Annotated in this window: 18 protein-coding genes; 7 read left to right on the top strand and 11 right to left on the bottom strand. The window is 74.0% G+C overall.

The features are described 5' to 3' along the window. Positions 1-368 precede the first annotated feature (368 nt). Complete coding sequence (locus ABEA93_RS02520; protein ID WP_345673573.1) at positions 369-662, top strand: hypothetical protein; 294 nt, start codon at positions 369-371, stop codon at positions 660-662. Between the two features lie 220 nt (positions 663-882). On the opposite strand, the gene ABEA93_RS02515 is transcribed toward ABEA93_RS02520, so the two are convergent. Together ABEA93_RS02515 and ABEA93_RS02510 are read right to left on the bottom strand one after the other, a co-directional pair. Next, on the bottom strand, positions 883-1,245 hold the full coding sequence (locus tag ABEA93_RS02515; RefSeq protein WP_345673572.1) for a S24/S26 family peptidase: 363 nt from the start codon (positions 1,243-1,245) through the stop codon (positions 883-885). A 34-nt stretch (positions 1,246-1,279) separates the two neighbouring features. Then, positions 1,280-1,882 (bottom strand): PadR family transcriptional regulator, encoded by a 603-nt coding sequence (locus tag ABEA93_RS02510; RefSeq protein WP_345673571.1) that lies wholly within the window; start codon positions 1,880-1,882, stop codon positions 1,280-1,282. A gap of 137 nt (positions 1,883-2,019) precedes the next feature. Between ABEA93_RS02510 and ABEA93_RS02505 the strand changes: the two genes are divergently transcribed. Beyond that, positions 2,020-2,577, top strand: a complete 558-nt coding sequence (locus ABEA93_RS02505) for a DUF3159 domain-containing protein (RefSeq protein ID WP_345673570.1) — start codon at positions 2,020-2,022, stop codon at positions 2,575-2,577. Positions 2,578-2,635: 58 nt separating this feature from the next. Next, entirely contained in the window at positions 2,636-3,901 is a 1,266-nt protein-coding gene (locus ABEA93_RS02500) for a carotenoid oxygenase family protein (RefSeq protein WP_345673569.1), read from the top strand. A gap of 49 nt (positions 3,902-3,950) precedes the next feature. Here the strand turns inward: ABEA93_RS02500 and pip are convergent, their stop codons facing one another. The 3 genes from pip to ABEA93_RS02485 all read right to left on the bottom strand — a co-directional run bounded on the left by pip (position 3,951) and on the right by ABEA93_RS02485 (position 6,942). Continuing rightward, positions 3,951-4,913 (bottom strand): prolyl aminopeptidase, encoded by a 963-nt coding sequence (gene pip, locus ABEA93_RS02495; protein WP_345673568.1) that lies wholly within the window; start codon positions 4,911-4,913, stop codon positions 3,951-3,953. Positions 4,914-4,991: 78 nt separating this feature from the next. Beyond that, positions 4,992-5,852: an arylamine N-acetyltransferase family protein gene (locus tag ABEA93_RS02490; RefSeq protein ID WP_345673567.1), complete on the bottom strand. Its 861-nt coding sequence runs from the start codon at positions 5,850-5,852 to the stop codon at positions 4,992-4,994. 139 nt (positions 5,853-5,991) lie between these two features. Next, complete coding sequence (locus tag ABEA93_RS02485) at positions 5,992-6,942, bottom strand: AraC family transcriptional regulator (protein ID WP_345673566.1); 951 nt, start codon at positions 6,940-6,942, stop codon at positions 5,992-5,994. 153 nt (positions 6,943-7,095) lie between these two features. Here ABEA93_RS02485 and ABEA93_RS02480 point away from each other — a divergent pair, with 153 nt between their 5' ends. Beyond that, positions 7,096-7,662: an anthrone oxygenase family protein gene (locus ABEA93_RS02480; protein ID WP_345673565.1), complete on the top strand. Its 567-nt coding sequence runs from the start codon at positions 7,096-7,098 to the stop codon at positions 7,660-7,662. A 46-nt stretch (positions 7,663-7,708) separates the two neighbouring features. Here ABEA93_RS02480 and ABEA93_RS02475 read toward each other — a convergent pair whose 3' ends face one another. From ABEA93_RS02475 to ABEA93_RS02460, 4 genes are all read right to left on the bottom strand, one after another. Further along, positions 7,709-7,888: a hypothetical protein gene (locus ABEA93_RS02475; protein ID WP_345673564.1), complete on the bottom strand. Its 180-nt coding sequence runs from the start codon at positions 7,886-7,888 to the stop codon at positions 7,709-7,711. 159 nt (positions 7,889-8,047) lie between these two features. Continuing rightward, the gene (locus tag ABEA93_RS02470) at positions 8,048-8,545 is read right to left on the bottom strand and encodes a DUF1269 domain-containing protein (protein WP_345673563.1); all 498 of its coding nucleotides are present in this window, start codon (positions 8,543-8,545) and stop codon (positions 8,048-8,050) included. A gap of 131 nt (positions 8,546-8,676) precedes the next feature. Then, on the bottom strand, positions 8,677-9,930 hold the full coding sequence (thrS, locus tag ABEA93_RS02465) for a threonine--tRNA ligase (protein WP_345673905.1): 1,254 nt from the start codon (positions 9,928-9,930) through the stop codon (positions 8,677-8,679). A gap of 263 nt (positions 9,931-10,193) precedes the next feature. Then, positions 10,194-10,946 (bottom strand): YoaK family protein, encoded by a 753-nt coding sequence (locus ABEA93_RS02460; RefSeq protein ID WP_345673562.1) that lies wholly within the window; start codon positions 10,944-10,946, stop codon positions 10,194-10,196. A 124-nt stretch (positions 10,947-11,070) separates the two neighbouring features. Between ABEA93_RS02460 and ABEA93_RS02455 the strand changes: the two genes are divergently transcribed. Continuing rightward, positions 11,071-12,129: a helix-turn-helix domain-containing protein gene (locus tag ABEA93_RS02455; RefSeq protein WP_345673561.1), complete on the top strand. Its 1,059-nt coding sequence runs from the start codon at positions 11,071-11,073 to the stop codon at positions 12,127-12,129. Positions 12,130-12,175: 46 nt separating this feature from the next. Here ABEA93_RS02455 and ABEA93_RS02450 read toward each other — a convergent pair whose 3' ends face one another. Next, a complete protein-coding gene (locus tag ABEA93_RS02450) occupies positions 12,176-13,120 on the bottom strand; it encodes an alpha/beta hydrolase (protein WP_345673560.1) in 945 nt (314 codons plus the stop codon). 255 nt (positions 13,121-13,375) lie between these two features. On the opposite strand from ABEA93_RS02450, the gene ABEA93_RS02445 reads away from it, so the two are divergent. Both ABEA93_RS02445 and ABEA93_RS02440 read left to right on the top strand, forming a co-directional pair. Further along, positions 13,376-14,344, top strand: a complete 969-nt coding sequence (locus ABEA93_RS02445; protein WP_345673559.1) for an enoyl-CoA hydratase/isomerase family protein — start codon at positions 13,376-13,378, stop codon at positions 14,342-14,344. Between the two features lie 86 nt (positions 14,345-14,430). After that, positions 14,431-16,074: a serine/threonine-protein kinase gene (locus tag ABEA93_RS02440; protein WP_345673558.1), complete on the top strand. Its 1,644-nt coding sequence runs from the start codon at positions 14,431-14,433 to the stop codon at positions 16,072-16,074. A gap of 53 nt (positions 16,075-16,127) precedes the next feature. On the opposite strand, the gene ABEA93_RS02435 is transcribed toward ABEA93_RS02440, so the two are convergent. Further along, positions 16,128-17,486: a dihydrolipoyl dehydrogenase family protein gene (locus ABEA93_RS02435; protein ID WP_345673557.1), complete on the bottom strand. Its 1,359-nt coding sequence runs from the start codon at positions 17,484-17,486 to the stop codon at positions 16,128-16,130. Positions 17,487-17,572 lie beyond the last annotated feature (86 nt).

Here is a 17,572-nt window from a genome sequence, read left to right as displayed (position 1 = left end):
GCCGGAAGCCGCCCGCCGACGCGGGGGGCAGATCGGAGTCCGCGGCACCCGCCGCGGGGACGCCGGACGCGCCCGGCCCGAGCCGGAGCGCGCCCTGCGGAGACCTGACCGCGGCCCGCGGCCGAGGGCCGCCGGGGCAAGTGATGGTGGCACCGGAGCGGCGGCTGCCGCGGTCAGGATGGCCGGAACGTTAGCGCGATCGGCCGACAGCGGCGGGCGGGCGCGAGGCCACATCACGGCCGACTTCCGGCGAACCCGGGACGAACCGCGCGAGCCGCACCGTGTGGCAAGTGGACGCGGCCCCCGCGCCGCGTCACTCTGGACGCGGCACTGCGGCGGGCGGCCCGCCCCGCCGCGGCCGGACGGCGGTGGCAGGCGTTGGGGGCTGGGGGCACACGATGCTGATCCTGGGCGCGTCGATCGCGGTGGCGATCGTGGTGGGCTTGCTCGTGCTCACCGGCGGGCGCCTGCGCGGCAAATGGCGGCGCGACGAGGAGCTGTTCGACGGTTCGCCGCGCGTCGTGGTGCCCGAGCTGGGCGGCCCGGTGCGGGTGGAGATGCTGGTCCGATTGGCGATCAGCAAGGGCTACACACTGGTCGCGAAGCAGCCGACGGACGAACCGCCCGGGATGGAGCTGGTCTTCGTCCGCGAGCCGTCCTGACCCGCGGCCCCGATCCCCCGATCGACCTGCTTTGACCCGGTTTTGACTCCGCGTCGACCGCGCGTTGACGTCGGGCCGACTGCCGAAATTCGCCCTTACGGGCTACCGGGCAACCCGTTTGCCTACCGGTGCACCGTCCCGCAGCGCCGGCCCGGCCCCCGCGCACGCGGCAGCGGATTCCGGGCCGCCGGCCCGGAATCCCCATGCTTCTCCCGGCACGTCAGCCGGACCAGACGCCTGCCGCACGCACCTTGGCGCGGGCACGCGGACGGTCTTCGCCGTCGACGGCGACACAGATGCCGTAGACCCGGGCGAAGGCCGTCCAGCCGTTCACCCGGCCGCGGTTGTTGCTGATGCGGACCCGGCCGCGTTCGCGGTCGACGGCGGACACCTGGTGGAGGTAGACGGTCCCGGCAACCCGGGCCAGCACGATGTCGCCGACATCGAGCTTGGCGGCGTCGACCGGGGCCACGGACACGAGTTGCCGATTGCGGATCAGCGGCGCCATCGACGCGCCGCTGGGACGGAACTGCACGGTGTCGCCTTCGGCGACGCGTGAGGCCATGGAATGCAGCAAGCCCATGCTCCGCACGATGCCGCACGAATTACCCGGAGGGCTACTGGTTTTCCGCGGCCCGATCCGCGGCCCCGCCCTCGCCCCCTCCCGCGGGCGCGCCACCTGTCGCGCCGTCCCACGCGGACGTGTCCGCCGGGATCTGGGCGGCCGCCCAGGCGGCCCACGAGGCCTGCATCGCGGCTTGGCGCTTGCCGTATTCGAGGGCGATGCGTCCGTACGTCGACAGCGGCCCGTCGTCCCACGGGACGGACTCCTCCAGCGCGGCCAGGCCCGCGCCGCGCGCCTCCGCCGCCGCGCCCTGGGCGGTCAGATACGCGCGTGCCCGATCCGCCGCGATGCGGTCGAGGAAGAACACCCGCAGGAGCATCTCGCTGCGCACCGGGCGGGGCGGCTCGGGGGCGAGGAGCCACGTGCGCAGTTCGGCGCGGCCCGGGTCGGTGATCGTGTACTCCTTCCGCCCGCGCGCGCCTTCCGCGGAGACCTCCAGGAGGCCGGCGTCGGTGAGACGGCCGAGTTCGCCGTAGACCTGGCTCTGCGTCGCGGGCCAGACGTTGGCCATCGACGTCTCGAAGGTCTTCAGCAGGTCGTAGCCGCTGGCGGGCCGGGCGTCGAGGAGCCCGAGGAGGGCGTGGCGAAGGCTCATACCTCGAACAATACATGTCCTCCTTGACATGTCACTTGTGGAACGTCATTGTTTGACGTGTCAACAGTGACAGGTCGAGGCAGGAAGCCGCGGCCACCGCGCCGCCGGGGTTCCGGCGCACAGGGAGGGACCGGATCATGAGCTACCTGCGCAGCTTCATCCCCTGGCTGGTGTTCGTCGCGGTGTCGACGGCCGACTGGCGGTGGGGCGCGGCGGCGGCCCTGGTCTCCGCGGGCTCGCAGGTGCTGCAGGGGCGGCGCACCGGCAGCCCGGCCGACCTGCTGACGGTGAGCACCGCGGTGTACTTCGCGGCCCTGACCGCGGTCGCGTTCGCCGACCCGGACTCGCCGGTCCACCCGTGGACCGCGGCGCTGTCGCTGGGCTGGCTGGCCCTGACCGCGTGGGTGTCGCTGGCCATCCGCCGGCCGTTCACGCTGGTCATCGCCAAGCGGACGGTGCCGAGCGAACTGTGGGAGCACCCGCTCTTCCGGCGCGTCAACGTCGTCATCACCGCGGTGTGGGCGGCGTCGTTCACGGTGACCGCGGCCGCGCTCGCCGGACTGCGCGAGGCCGGCGCCCCGGCCGGCGCCGCCGTCGCGGTGCAGGTGGCCGGGTTCGCGATCCCGGCGGTGTTCACCGCCCGGTACCCGGCCCGCGCCCGCGCCAAGGCCCGTTCCGGAAACCCGGTTGCCTGACCAACTCCCTTTGCTTCCACACTGATTCGACTCACACGAAGGACTCCCGGAGGCTCCCGTGACCGCCTACCACCTGACCGGCAACTACGCCCCCGTGGCGCACGAGACCACCGAGACCGCGCTCGCGGTGACCGGAGCCCTGCCCCGGGACCTCACGGGGACGTACATCCGCAACGGTCCGAACCCGCGGTCCGGCACGTCCGGCCACTGGTTCCTCGGCGACGGCATGCTGCACGGCGTGCGCTTCGAGGAAGGCCGCGCGACCTGGTACCGCAACCGCTGGGTCGACACCGACCGGTCCGGCATCCACCGCCCCGACGGCACCCGCAACCTGCGCTCCGCGGCGGCGAACACGCACGTCGTGCGGCACGCCGGGCGGATGCTCGCGCTGGTGGAGTCGTCGTTCCCGTACGAGATCACGCCCGACCTCGGCACCGTCGGCCCCTACGACTTCGCCGGCCGCCTCGGCACGCCCATGACCGCGCACCCGAAGGCCGACCCGGTCACCGGCGAGCTGCACTTCTTCGGCTACTCGCCGCTGCCGCCGTTCCTCACCTACCACCGCGCGGACGCGGCGGGGAACCTGGTCCACAGCCGGGAGATCGAGGTGCCGCGGTCGACGATGATGCACGACTTCCAGCTGACCGAGCGGCATGTGCTGTTCTTCGACCTGCCGGTGGTCTTCGACATGGCGCTGGTGGACCAGGGCACGATGCCCTACCGGTGGGATCCGTCCTGCGGCGCCCGCATCGGCGTGCTGCGGCGCGATGCCCCGGACACGCCCGTGCGGTGGTTCGAGATCGACCCCTGCTACGTCTTCCACACCTTCGCCGCGCACGACGCCGGGGACACCGTGGTGCTCACCGCGACGCGCTTCGCCGACCTGTCCGACCGGACCGGCGCCACGAACACCGCGGTCGCGTGGCGGTGGACGGCCGACTTGGCCGCGGGCACCGTCCGCGGCGAGCAACTCGACGACCGGGAAGCGGAGTTCCCGCGTATCGACGACCGGCTTGCGGGCCGCGGCGCACGGTTCGGGCACGCGGTCGGCAAGGACACGCTGATCCGCTACGACCTGGAGACCGGCGACGCGGCCGTGCACGCCTACGGCCCCGGCCGGCGCCCGGACGAGATGGCGTTCGTCCCGTCGACCGCCGACGCGGGCGGCCCCGGCCTGCTGATGGGCTACGTCTACGACGCCGCGAGCGGCACCAGCGACCTCGTGGTGCACGACGCCGGGACACTCGAGCAGGTCGCCGCGGTGCATTTGCCGGTGCGCGTGCCGTTCGGCTTCCACGGGGACTGGTTCGCGGATCCGGCGTGACCGCCGCCCCCGCGGTCGCGCGGGGCGGCGGTCGGCGGTCACGCGCGGGTCAGGCGAACGTGTCGGTGGCGCGGATCAGCGCGTCGAGGATGCCGGGTTCGTCGAAGGCGTGCCCGGCATCGCCGACCATGACGAACTCCGCTTCGGGCCAGGCCCGGTGCAGGTCCCACGCGGTGCGCGCGGGGGTGCAGGCGTCGTAGCGGCCCTGCACGATGACCCCGGGGATGCCGCGCAGCTTGGGCGCGTCGGCGATCAACCGGCCTTCCGCCATGAAGCCCTTGTTGACGAAGTAGTGGTTCTCGATGCGGGCGAACGCGAGCGCGTAGTCGCGTTCGCCGGATTTGGCGATCACGTCCGCGCGCGGCAGCAGCGAGATCGTGGAGCCTTCCCACACGCTCCACGCCACGGCGGCCTCGGCGCGGACCTCGGGGTCGGGCGAGTTGAGGCGGCGGTGGTAGGCCGTCATCAGGTCGCCGCGCTCCCCCGTCGGAATCGGTGCGACGAACGACTCCCACAGGTCGGGGAACAGCTGGGACGCGCCCTCCTGGTAGAACCAGTGCAGTTCGGAGGCGCGCAGGGTGAAGATGCCGCGCAGGATCAGTTCGCTGACCCGTTCGGGGTGCGTCTGGGCGTACGCGAGCGCGAGGGTGCTGCCCCACGAGCCGCCGAAGACCAGCCACCGCTCGAAGCCGGCGAGTTCGCGCAGGCGTTCCAGGTCGGCGACGAGGTGCCACGTGGTGTTCGCGGCGAGGTCGACGTCCTGGCCGCTGACGTGCGGGGTGCTGCGGCCGCAGCCGCGCTGGTCGAACAGCAGGACGCGGTACTTCTCCGGGTCGAACAGCCGCCGGTGGGTCGGCGTGCTGCCGCCGCCCGGCCCGCCGTGCAGGAACACCGCGGGCTTGCCCTCGGGGTTCCCGCACAGCTCCCAGTAGATCCGCTGGCCGTCGCCGACGTCGAGCATGCCGTGCTCGTCCGGCTCGATCTCCGGGTACAGGTCCCGCAACGTCCCCACTCGGCCTCCTCGGTAGTGTCTCGGTGGTGTCTTTGCCCGCTTTCGTGGCCCGACCCTAGCCGGGAGACCTGTGGTGGCTCAGGTGCTCGCGCGGGTGTCCTCCCATGCGAGGTGCTGCGCGGCCACCTTGTCCCACAGGCGGCGGCGTGCCTCGGGGCCGAGGCTGTCAGGGCCGAGGCCGAACACGTCGGCGAGGACGGCGTACCAGTCGGCTTCGGTCGTGACGGTGGTGGTCGTGGTGCCGGCCGCGTCCTGCCGCTTGAGCACGCAGCCGGTGAGGTTGTCGGTGCCCTTCGCGTCGCGGCGCAGGACCGCGCAGGTGCGGAGGTAGCTCGATTCGGGCGAGGTGGACAGCCACTGGTGCTTCTCTTCGAACTCCGCCACGTCGACGGGTTCGGGGGCGAAGTCCATCCGCGGGAACGAGCCCCGGCGGTCGTGGGTGAAGCGCCAGCCGCCGGGGACGACGTCGGAGGGGGCGAGGGCGTAGGAGAAGGGGCCTTGCTCGTAGACGCCGGTGCGCAGCGGCAGCGGCTCGTGGAAGCCGTCGCCGAGGCCGACGTCGACGAGCCATTCGCGGCTCTCGCAGCGCACGGTCAGGGCCATGTGGTTGCCGAGCACGCCCGGCGGGTCCTCGAAGCGGGGCTGGACGCCGGCGCGGTGCCGGGTGACCGGGAAGCCGAGGGCTTTGAGCAGCTCGGCGAAGGCACCGTTGAGGTGGAAGCAGTATCCGCCGCGGCCCGCGACGATGCGGGCGACCGATGCGGCGGGGTCGATGGGGGCCGGCTCGCCGAGCTGGGCGTGCAGGCCCTCGTACGCGATGCGTTCCAGGTGGGCGCGGTGCAGCGTGAACAGCAGCTCGCCGGAGGGCGGCCCGGGCACATCCGATATGCCGTCGAGTCCCAGGCGGGCGAGGTAGCCGCGCACGTCAATCGTCGTCATGTTCCGGACTTTAGGCGACAGGACCGACGCATTGCCGCCATATTCAGGGGCATATTCGGGGGATATTTCGTGGCGGTATGCACAGGGGGCGGCGCCGGCTCGTACCGCCCGGCCCCGGGAGCGCCGGGCGGTGGGGCGGTCAGGCGCGGACGGCCAGGGCGCGGAACTCCTTGGGGCTGACGCCGCGCACCCGCTTGAAAGCGGTGCTGAGGGCGAACGGGCTGCCGTAGCCGACTTGCTCGGCGACCGCGCCGATGGTCGCCGAGGGCTCGCGCAGCAGGTCGGCGGCGAGGGTGAGGCGCCAGGTGGTCAGGTAGGTCATGGGCGGTTCGCCGAGGAGTTCGGTGAACCGGCGGGCGAGCGCGGCCCGCGACACGCCGGCGGCGCGGGCGAGGTTCGCGACCGTCCACGGATAGGCCGGGTCGCCGTGCAGGGCGCGCAGCGCGCGGCCGACGACCGGGTCGCTGTTCGCCCGGTACCACGCGGGGACTTCGGCGTCGGGCCGGGCGAACCAGGCGCGCAGCGCGGAGATGAGGATGACGTCGAGGAGCCGGTCGAGGACGGCCTCTTGGCCGGGCTCGTCCTTGACCACTTCCCGGGCGAAGATCGGCAGGAGCGGGCTGACGCGTTCGTCGTCGCGGATCACCACCAGCGGCGGCAGCGCGTCGAGCAGGCGGCGGCTGATCTCGCCTTCCAGCTGGTACGTGCCGGTCACCATGCAGGTCGTGCCCTCGGCGGCGTTGCCCCAGCTGCGGACGCCGAATTCGGCCAGCGCGAACTCCTTGGTGCCGTCCGGGCTCAGGCACACCTGGCCGGGCTTGATGACCACCTGCACGGCGGTCTCCGGGGTATCGGCGACGGTGTACGGGTCGGGGCCCCGCGCGATCGCGATGTCGCCGGGGCCGAGTGCGACGGGCTCGCCGCCGTCCGGGCCGTGTGGGAGGAACCACGCGGTGCCGCGGACCATGGCGACCAGGGTGAGCGGCGCCTCGTCCTCGACCCGGACCGACCACGGCGGGTCGAGGACGGAGCGGAGCAGGAAAGCGCCTTGGGCACGTGGGCCGTCGAGGAGTCCCGCGAGAGCATCCATGACGGCAAGCGTAGACGAATGAACATGGAAATGGGCGCCTGGCCGATGGAAAGTCTCATTCGCGCGGGCTTGACTGGACGCATCAACCAGCAAGCCCCCTGGCCACCCCGGCTCGCCGCCGCCCGGGTCGGCGCCGGACGACGAGGAGATCCGATGAACACGCACCCCGCCGGCCCGCACGCCGCCTCCCCCGTGCCCGCCCCCTCCCCCGCGGCGCGCGGCTCGCGGGACCGGGTGCTGCTCGCCGGCACCGTGGCGACCGGGCTGGTCGCGGGCACCTACTTCGCGTTCACATGCGCGGTCATGCCGGGCCTCGCGGCCACCGACGACCGGACGTTCGTCGCCGCGATGCAGGCGATCAACGTGAAGATCGAGAACCCGGTGTTCTTCGCGGGCTTCTTCGGCGCGTTCGTGCTGCCGCTGATCGCGGTGTTCCGGCAGCGGAAGGCGGGCGGCGGTGCGGCCCTGCGCTGGACGATCGCCGGACTCGCGCTGTACACGGCCGGGTTGCTCACCACGATGGGCTTCAACATCCCGCTCAACAACACCCTCAAGGACGCGGGCGACGCCGCGGCGCTCGCCGACCCGGGGGCGGTGCGGCGGGACTTCGAGGACCCGTGGGTGGCCTGGAACATCGTCCGCACGGCGGCCTCGACGGCGGCGGCCGGCTGCCTGGTGTACGCGATGCGGCTGCGCGGGCGCGCCGCGGCCGGGTCGTGAACCGGCCGCGGACGCCGGGCGGTTGCCCGCCCCGGTCGGCTTCGGGTCAGTCGTGGGCGGCGTGCTCGGGGACGGCGACGGTGATGCTGCGCCATCCGTATTCCGGATTCTCGGAGTTGCGGACGAGTTCGCGGGCGGACACCAGGACGTCCGTTTCGCGAAGGCGGGCGACGATGTGGGCCACGGCCTGGGCCGGACCGACGAGATCGACGTCAATATGCTGCACGCCCCGGCCAACGACCCGGCCCGGGCTGCGCAACGGTTTGTCGCCCGTGGGGGTGCGGCAAGGTGGCTTTCGGGTGACTCCGACCAAGGGCCCCGACACATGTGTGGCGCACGGCGGATCATCCGCCGCGCGCCACTCATGCGCTTGCCGCTCGCGCGGTCAGTCGTTCGCGAAGACCTCGCGGAGCTTGGTCTCCTGCTCGTGCGACAGGTTGGTGCGGATCAGCTTCGCGTGGCTGCCCTCGAACTCCGGCAGCACGCGGTCCAGGACCGCACCGCTGCTCATGAGGAACAGCGCCGAGTCGCCCGGCTTGATCTCGGCGCGGACCTGGTCGATGAAGTCCTGGTCGATGCCGACGTCGCTGAGGCTGCCGAACAGCGCACCCGTCGCGGCGCCGATCGCCGCGCCGATCAGCGGAATGAAGAAGATCAGGCCGAAGAGCAGGCCCCAGAACGTGCCGCCCAGCGCGCCCGCGCCGGTGAGGTCGTGGAGTTCCTTGGTCTTCGGCTTCTTCTTGTCCGGCGGCCAGGAGACCACCGCGGCGTCGACGACGGTGATCAGTTCCTGCTTCTGGAGGGTCAGCAGCTTCCGCTCGGCCTCCTCGGCGCCCTGCGGGTTGTCGAACTTCCAGACGGTCAACGTGCTTGCGGCGGCCAAGGCATGACCCCTTCCTCTGACAAAACGGGCATAACGCCTCGTCGATCATCGCCGAGGGTACGGCCTTCCGCCATTCGGCTCGCCGGTCGGCCGTTCCGGTTGTTCCGGTCGTTCCGGTCGTTCCGGTCGCATCAGGAACCCCACAGGGCGGTGCCGTGGCCGGCCAGCACGGCGGTGATCTCGGACAGGGCCCGGTCCGCCGGGCGCGGGTCGAGGCGGCGGCCGTCGCGGAGGCGGAGGGAGACCCGGTCGTCGGCGGCTTCCTTGGCGCCGATGACCGCCTGGTACGGGACCAGCCGTACCGCGCGGATGCGGGCGCCGAGGCTGCCGGCCTCCGGAAGCGCGACTTCGGCGCGCAGGCCCCGGTCGAGGCAGTCGGCCACGAATGCCTCGGCGTGCGGGAGTTCCGCGTCGGTGACGGGCAGCGCGACGAGTTGCACGGGGGCGAGCCAGGCCGGGAACGCCCCGCCGTGCACCTCGATGAGGTGGGCGACGGCGCGCTCCACACTGCCGACGATGCTGCGGTGCACCATCACCGGGCGGTGCTTCGCGCCGTCCGCGCCGACGTACTCCAGGCCGAACTGCTCCGGCTGGTGGAAATCGACCTGCACGGTGGACAGGGTCGACTCGCGCCCGGCCGCGTCGGCGATCTGCACGTCGATCTTCGGGCCGTAGAACGCCGCTTCTCCCTCCGCCGCCTCGTACGGCAGCCCCAATCCGTCCAGCACCTCGGTCAGCAGCGCCGCGGACCGGCGCCACAGTTCCGGCGCCGCCACGTACTTCCCGCCGGGCCCGGGCAGCGACAGGCGGTAGCGGGCCGGCCGGATGCCGAGCGCCTCGTACGCCCGCCCGATCAGCTCCAGCGCGCCGCGCGCCTCGTCGGCGACCTGGCCGAGGGTGCAGAAGATGTGCGCGTCGTTGAGTTGGATCGACCGGACCCGGGTCAGGCCGCCGAGCACGCCGGACAGCTCCGCCCGGTACATCCCGCCGAGTTCCGCCATCCGCAGCGGCAGTTCGCGGTAGCTGCGGGACCGCGAGCGGTAGATCAGCGCGTGGTGCGGGCACAGGCTCGGCCGCAGCAGCACCTGCTCGCCGCCGAGGTCCATGGGCGGGAACATGTCGTCGCTGTAGTGCGACCAGTGCCCGGAGATCTCGTACAGCTCGCGCTTGCCGAGCACCGGCGAGTACACATGCCGGTAGCCGGCCCGCCGCTCCGCGGCGCGGATGTACTCCTCCAGGGCGTGCCGCACCGCGGCGCCGTCCGGCAGCCAGTACGGGAGGCCCGCGCCGATCAGCGGGTCGGTGTCGAACAGGCCGAGTTCCCGGCCGAGTCTGCGGTGGTCGTGCCGCGGATCGGGCCGGTCGGCGGCGTCGCCGCCGGGCATCGGGTTCATCGGATTCTTCGGGGCCACGGAGTCGGACATCGTGCTCTCCTCGCGGTAATGGCGGCGAGGCGAGTCCCCGGAAACGGCGAAGCCCCGGGGCACTCGCCCCGGGGCTGCTCCAAGTCATCGCTCAGCGCGCCGGGACGGACTCCGGCGTCGTCGTCTGGAAGGCACGCTGCATGCGGCCAGGCTAACAGACCGGCCCCCCGCGGCCGCGGTCCTTCGCGGCCCCGGAGTCGGAAATCGTCGCGGGGTCGGCGAGTTCACCGTGCTCGGCGGCGCAGATATCCCCAGGACACCACGGCCAGCAGCGCCACCAGGGCGGTGGCCGTGCCCAGCGCGGGGGCGAGGTCGGCGCGCAGGACGAGCAGCGCGCCCGCGAGCGCGCCGAGGAACATCGCCACGGCTGACGCCAGCCGCCGGGCGGCACGGCGCCGGTCACCGGTGTCGGCGGCGAAGCCGGTGAGGGTCTGGGTGAGCACGGTGGTGGTCAGGTCGGGGACGGCGAGGCGGCGGACGACGGCGTTCTGCAGGCCCATGGCGACGCCGAGGAGGGCGATCAGGCCGTAGCGGACACCGTCCGCGAACGGCTTCCCGGCCGCGGCGATGCCCGTGGCCGCGGCCAGCAGCACCGCCTGCCCGGCGACCGCGGTGGCGAACAGCCGCGCGCGCGGGACTTCGGTGACCAGGTGCAGGCGCCCGCCGCCGAACGCCCCGACGACGAAGCCGCCGAGGGACACCAGGGACGCGGCCGCGGAGAGCCCGGGCGCACCCGCACATGCGAAGCCGAGGAAGACCACGTTGCCGGTCATGTTGGCGACGAACACCCGTCCGAGGCCGAGGTAGCTCACCGCGTCGACCAGGCCGGTGACGACGGTGAGCGCCAGCAGCGCGGGGACGAACCGGCCGTCGCGGGCGGCCGTTCCGGGCCAGACGGCGTGCCGGACGACGTCCGCCGCCGTGTGGGGCCTGCCGTCCCGCCCGCTTGCTTCGCCCCGCCCCGAGTTGTCGACCATCCCGGCGCTGTACCCGCGCGGACGGACGGGCAGTCGGAGGCGGGGCCGGCAAGGGCCTGCGGGGAGCCGAGGGAGGATCCTGCCGGCCCGTGTGGGGGTTGCCGCGTCCGGCTAGAGTCGCCGCGTGGAGGGTCTTCTGCTGAGGTTGTCCGCCCTCGATCCGGATGCCGAGGCCGCGCTCCGGGTGATCGCGTACTTCGACGCCCTGGTGACGCGCGGCGCGTCCGCGCCCGCGCTGGTGCGTGCCGCCGCCGCGCTCGCCGAATGCCCGGCGGGCCTGTGGCGGCCGGACGGCACGGTCGTGCGCTACCGGCCCGACGGCGAGCCGCTGCCCTCGGTCCGCGGCAATTTCCCGGCCACCGCGCTGGCCGCCGGGCCGGGCGGTGTGTGGCTGGAACGTCCGGACGGCCCCGGCCCTTTGGACTCGCTGGTCCTGGAGCGCATGGCGCTGGCCGCGGTGACCGCCGCGCACACCAACCGGCCCGGCCCGCAGCCGGCCGACCCCGCGCTCGTCGAACTCGTGCTCGCCGACGACACCCCCGCGGAGGGCCGGGTCCGTGCGCTGCGGCTCCTCGGCCTGGTCCCGGGCCGCCCGCTCGCCGTCGTGGCGGTGCGCGGTGCGGCGCCCGGGCGTCCCCCGCAGGCCCGCCCGGCGGAGTGCCGGGCTCCGCACGCGGTGGTGGAAGGCGTGGTCGCGGTCCTCGTGCAGCCGCCGTCGGCACCGGACGCGTTCGCGGGCCCGGCGGTGCCGCCCGGCGTCGTGGTCGGCATCGGGGACGCGGTGGACGCCGAGCGGGCCCGCACGTCCTGGGCGCAGGCCCGGGTCGCGCTGCGGTTCGCGGTGGCGGGCGACGCGGAGGCGGCCGTCGTCCGGCACGACGGGCTCGGGGCGCTGGCGGTGCTGGCCGCGCTGCCGCCGGAGGAGCTGCGGCGGCGTCCGGAGCTGGCCGCGGTCGAGGCCTACGCGGCCCGGCCGGGCGGCGAGGGCGACCTCGCCGCCGTGGAGGCGTTCTGCCGCAGCGGGTCGCTGCGCGGCGCCGCGGCGCACCTGCATCTCCACCACAGTTCGGTCGCGGACCGGGTGGCCCGCGCAGGGCGGGCGCTCGGCTGGGAGCTTTCGGAACCGGCGGACCGGTTCCGCGCCATGCTCGCCCTGACCCTGCGCAGGCTGTCCCGGCACTGACGGCTGCCGCCGCCACCGCCGGTCCCGGGGGTTCGGGGCCGGGGGGTCAGCCGAACAGGGCGCGCCGCAGGACGGCGATCTCCTCCGCACGCTCCCGCCGCGACACCTCGGCGTGCCGGGCCAGCCCGGAGCCGTGGAACGTGCCGGGGAAGAGGTGGAGTTCGACGTTGATCCCGGCGGCCAGCAGGGCCTGCGCGTAGGCGATGCCCTCGTCGCGCAGCGGGTCGAACTGCATGACGGAGATGTACGCGGGCGGCAGCCCGGCCAGGTCCTCCGCCCGCGACGGCGCCGCGTAGGCCGGCACGTCGGGTCCGCCGCGCCGCCCCGGGCCGAGGTAGGCGTCCCAGCTGATCTCGGCGTTCGGCCGGTTCCAGCCCGGGGTGTCGGTGAACGCGACCATGCTGGGCGTGGCGAGCCGGTCGTCGATCTCCGGGAAGCCGAGGAACTGGAAGCACAGCCGCGGTCCGCCGCGGTCGCGGGCGAGCAGGGCGAGCGCCGCGGCCAGGCCGCCGCCCGCGCTGCCGCCGCGGACCGCCACGCGCTCCGGGTCGATGCCGAGGTCGGCGGCGGCGCCGACCAGGGCGGTGAGCGCGGCGTAGCAGTCCTCCAGACCGGCGGGGTAGGGGTCTTCGGGGGCGAGCCGGTATTCGACGGAGGCGACGACGGCGCCGAGCGACCGGCACAGGTCGAGGTTGCCGCCGTGGAACATGTCGACCGAGCCGAGGACGAATCCGCCGCCGTGGATGTCGAAGACCAGCGGCAGCACGGTGCCCGCGGTTCCGGCCGGGCGGTAGACGCGCACCGTGACGTCGGGGGCGCCGGCCGGGCCGGGCACCGTGAGGTCGGCGACGTCGACGCCGGACGCGTCCGGTTCGCCGAGTGCCGACGTCAGGGTGCTCTCGATGCCGCGCAGGGCCGGGATGTCGGTGAGCGGCGTCCCGGGCATCAGCGCCACGACGGCGGCGACTTCGGGGTCCAGGGCGTAGGCCATGTGTCACCTCTGCGGATCGGTTCGGGGGACGGCCCGGGGCGCGGAGGCGCCGTCGGGCGTTCCGATCCTGGCGCTTGGCCGTGCGGATCGGTACCCGCCAGGCGTCGGGCAGTCCGGGCGGGATGCCCGACATCGGCCCGCGGCGTGCCGGATCACCCGGTTTTCCGCAGGCCTGGCACCGGCGCCCGGGCTCTGCTACGAACAGGGACCCGGGGCCGCGCATGGGGCCCGGGCCGCGGCAAACGAAGGGAAAACGTGGAGTCGCCGTTCCTCGCCGTCGATCTCGACCGCCCGGACGCCCTCGCGGGCGCCGACGTCCTGTGGGGCCGGGAAGACCGGGTCGTCGTCGGCATCGCCACCGAGCCGCGCGACCCCGCGGCCCTGCCGGGCGGCGCGGAGTCCTGCGACGTCCTGCTGACCGGACCGTCCGACGCGCCGCGCCCGTGGGTGGGCTGCGGCGATCCGCACGCCGCCGCGGCCCGGCTCGCCGCGGTGGTCGAGGCGCAGCCCGCCGCTTCGCTCGCACTCGTCCAGGTGCTGCGGATGGGCTTGGCGCTGACCGGCGCGGACCGGATCGTCGCCGAGTCCCTCGCCTACTCGATGCTGCTGAGCGGCGCCGGGTTCCGCGGGTGGCGGGAGTCCGCGCCGGCCCGCACGCCCCGGCCCGTCGCCGAGCCGGTGCTGGTGCGCCGCGACGGCGATGCGCTGCACGTCACGCTGGACCGCCCGCAGGCGCGCAACGCCATGGACGCGGGTACCCGCGACGCGTTGTGCGAGGCGTTCCGGATCGCGGTGGCCGATCCGTCCGTCGCCGAGGTGCACCTGCGCGGCAACGGACCGGCGTTCTGCAGCGGGGGCGACCTGGCGGAGTTCGGCACCAGCGCGGATCCGGCCCGCGCGCATCTGATCCGCGTGCACCGCAGCCCCGGGGCGCAACTGCAGCGCTGCGGTTCCCGGGTCACCGCGTACCTGCACGGCGCGTGCGTCGGTGCGGGCATCGAACTGCCCGCGTTCGCGGGCCGCGTCGTGGCCGCGCCGGACACCGCCATCCGGCTTCCGGAGATCGCCATGGGCCTGATCCCCGGCGCGGGCGGAACCGCCAGCATCCCGCCGCGCATCGGCCGGCACCGCACCGCCTGGCTCGCCTTGACCGGGGACACGCTGACCGCGGAACAGGCGCTGGCCTGGGGACTTGTGGACGCGCTGGCCCCGTCGGGCGGATAGCGTCGCTTGCGCGCGGCGGCAAAACCACGTCCGGCGGTTCGCGCCCGCAATACACTCGTGCCGCCACTCTCGGGTCCGGGGGGATCATGCGTGTTCTCAACAACCGCTACGAGCTGATCGAGGCGATCGGCCAGGGCGGGATGGGCCAGGTCTGGCGCGGCCGCGACCGCGAACTGGCGCGCATCGTGGGCATCAAGACGCTGCCCGGCGAGCTGTCCCGCCAGCCCGAGTTCCGCGAGCGCTTCCAGCGCGAAGCGCGCGCCGTCGCCGCGCTGGCACATCCGGGCATCACGGTGCTGCACGACTACGGGCGCGACGACGACTCCGCGGACCCGGTGCCGTACCTGGTCATGGAGTACGTCGACGGGCAGCCGCTGTCCACGTACATCCGCTCCGGCCCGGTCCCCGTCGGCCGTGCCGCCGCGATCGCCCGGGACATCGCCGACGCGCTGGCGCACAGCCACGGACTGGGCATCGTGCACCGGGACATCAAGCCGTCGAACGTCATGCTGACCACGAACGGCGCCGTCAAAATCCTCGACTTCGGCATCGCGCGCATGCTCGCCGACACCGCGACCCGGCTGACCACCACCGGGCGCATCGTCGGCACCCCCGCCTACATGTCGCCGGAGCAGGCCCAAGGCCACGCCGTCGACGCCCGCGCCGACCAGTACTCGCTCGGCTGCGTGCTGTTCGAACTCCTGACCGGCCACACGCCGTTCACCGGCGACTCGGTGTTCGCGGTGATGAACCAGCACCTCGGACGGCCGGCCGACCCGCCGTCGCAGCGCCGCGCCGAGGTGCCCGCCGCGCTGGACGCCGTCGTGCTGCGCATGCTGGCCAAGGACCCCGAGCAGCGGTACGCGGCGATATCCGACGTCCGCTCCGCGCTCGAGGCGTTCGCCGACCGCCAGGCCGCCTATTCGGCCCCGCCCGCGGCCGCACCGAACGCGGGCGGTGTGCCCGCCCGGCCCGCGGCGCCGCCCACGGTCAAGTCGACGCGGGCCGCGAGCGCCCCCCACGTGCCGACGGCATCGGCGATGCCTCCCACTCCGCCGCCCGCCGCGCCGCCGCGCCCGGTGCCGCCGACGTCGCCGCCGCCCGGCTCGTCCGTCCCGGCACAGCCCGCCGGGCCGCCGCCCGCGTGGCGGCAGCCCGACCCGGTGACGTACCCGAACCCGATGCCGCACGGCGGCTGGCCGGGGAGCGGGGCACCGGGGCCGTACCCGCACCACCAGGCGACGCCGCCGCCGTACGCGTACGGACGCCCGCCACGCCCGGGCCGCGGCTGGGCGGCCCTCGCGCTGGTGCTGATGGTGCTGTCGTCGTTCTCCGCGCTGATGCCGTGGGGTTCGGCGTCGGTGGAGGACGAGAGCGAGAAGTACAAGGGCTACGAGGCCTACCTGAGCATCGGGGTCGTGAGCGTCGCCGTGCTGGCGTCGCTGCTCTTCGTCATCGGGATCCAAGTTCGCGGCGCGAACCGGGGCGGCGTGTTCTTCTCGGCGCTCGCCGGCATCGGAGCGGGGATCTCCGTCGTGCATCCGGCGTACCTGATCTGGACGGTCCACGACGCCCGCGAGGCGGGTGCCACCATGGAGATGGTCAACGCGGTCTCGCCGACCGCGGAAGCGGGCGCCTATCTCACGTTGATCGCGACGATCGTCGCGTGTGTGGCGGGCAGCCTTGCGGCACGCCGCGCCCCGGGAGCCCCGGGGTACTACCCGCGCTGAGACGCGGGTGCTCTTCGTGATGACACGCGGGTGCTCTTCGTGCCGAATCCGCGTCAGGACGCGATCTCGGCGCGCAGGGCCTTCAGCCCCGACATGTAGATCTCCGAGAACGTCGGGAACGGCTGGATGGTGTCGGTGAGGACGTCGAGCGGGACCCGGGCGCGGATGGCGAGCGTCGCCTGCTGGAGCCACTCCCCGGCCTCCGGGCCGAGGGCGTAGGCGCCGGTGAGGTGCTCGCCGTCGCTCAGCAGGGTGAGGAAGCCGTTCGAGTCCGCGTACTCCCGCGTGTACGTCGCCGTCTTGGCGACCCCGGACAGCGGCACGGTGGCGCTGAACCGGCCGGTGTCCGAGCCCACCGACGCGGCCTGCGGGTCGGTGTAGACGACGCGCGGCACCGCACTGTAGTCGGCGGTGCGGGAGCCGCCGAGGATGTTCGCGGCGACCACGCGGCCCTGGTACTTGCCGACGTGGGTCAGCGGCCACAAGCCGGTGACGTCGCCGATCGCCCACAGCCGCTCCCCCGCGCGCAGGTAGGGGTCGACGGGGACGCCGTGCGGATCGGGGGTGATGCCCACGCTCTCCAGGCCGACGTCCTGTACCCGCGGACGGCGGCCGGTCGCGACGAGGAGGCGGTCGCCGCGCAGTTCGCGGCCGTCCTCGAACGCGACGACGTACTCGCCGTCCTCCCGCTTCACCCCGCTCGCGCCCGCGGACAGCAGGAGTTCCACGCCGTCCCGGCGCAGCACCTCGCCGAGGGCTTCGCCGAGCGGTGCGGGCTCGCGGGCCAGGACATGCGCGGAACGGTCGGCGAGCGCGACCTCGGCGCCGAAGCGGCGCACGGCCTGCGCCATCTCCACGCCGACCGGCCCGCCGCCGAGGATCAGCAGCCGGCGCGGGACGCTCTTCATGGCGGTGGCTTCCCGGCTCGTCCACACACCGTCGGGCCCGGTGCCGAGCCCGGACAGGCCGGGAATCGGCGGGATCGCGGCGTCGGCGCCGTTGGCGAGGACGACGTGGTCGGCGGTGTAGCGCTCGCCGTCGACCTCGACGGTGCCCGTGCCGGCGAGCCGGCCGGTGCCGCGCAGCAGCATGATGCCGTTGTCGGAGAGCCAGCGTTCCTGTCCGGCATCGGAGTAGTCCGACACCATGAAGTCGCGCCAGGCGAGTGCCGCGTCGACGTCCACGTCGGCACTCGCGGCCGCCTCGCGGGCCGCGTGCACGGCCTCGCCGGGCCGCAGCAGGGTCTTGGACGGGATGCACGCGTAGTACGAGCACTCCCCGCCGACCAGCTCGCGCTCCACCACCGCCACCCGCAGCCCGCCTTCGGCGAGCGCACCCGCGCAGTGCTCGCCGGGCGAGCCGCCGCCGAGGACGATGACGTCGTAGTGGCGGGGGGTGGGCGAGGTGGTCACGTGGGGGCTCCTCGGTCCTGGGGGGGGCGGGCGTGAGGTGACGGGTGGAATCCTGGCACGAAACAGACGGCTCATCGACAAGTCGG

This window comes from Yinghuangia aomiensis (genome assembly GCF_039542225.1).
In the GTDB taxonomy this organism is placed as follows: Bacteria; Actinomycetota; Actinomycetes; order Streptomycetales; family Streptomycetaceae; genus Yinghuangia; species Yinghuangia aomiensis.
The sequence above is the reverse complement of the archived record's forward strand: the minus strand, read 5'-3'. Positions and strand labels throughout refer to the sequence as shown.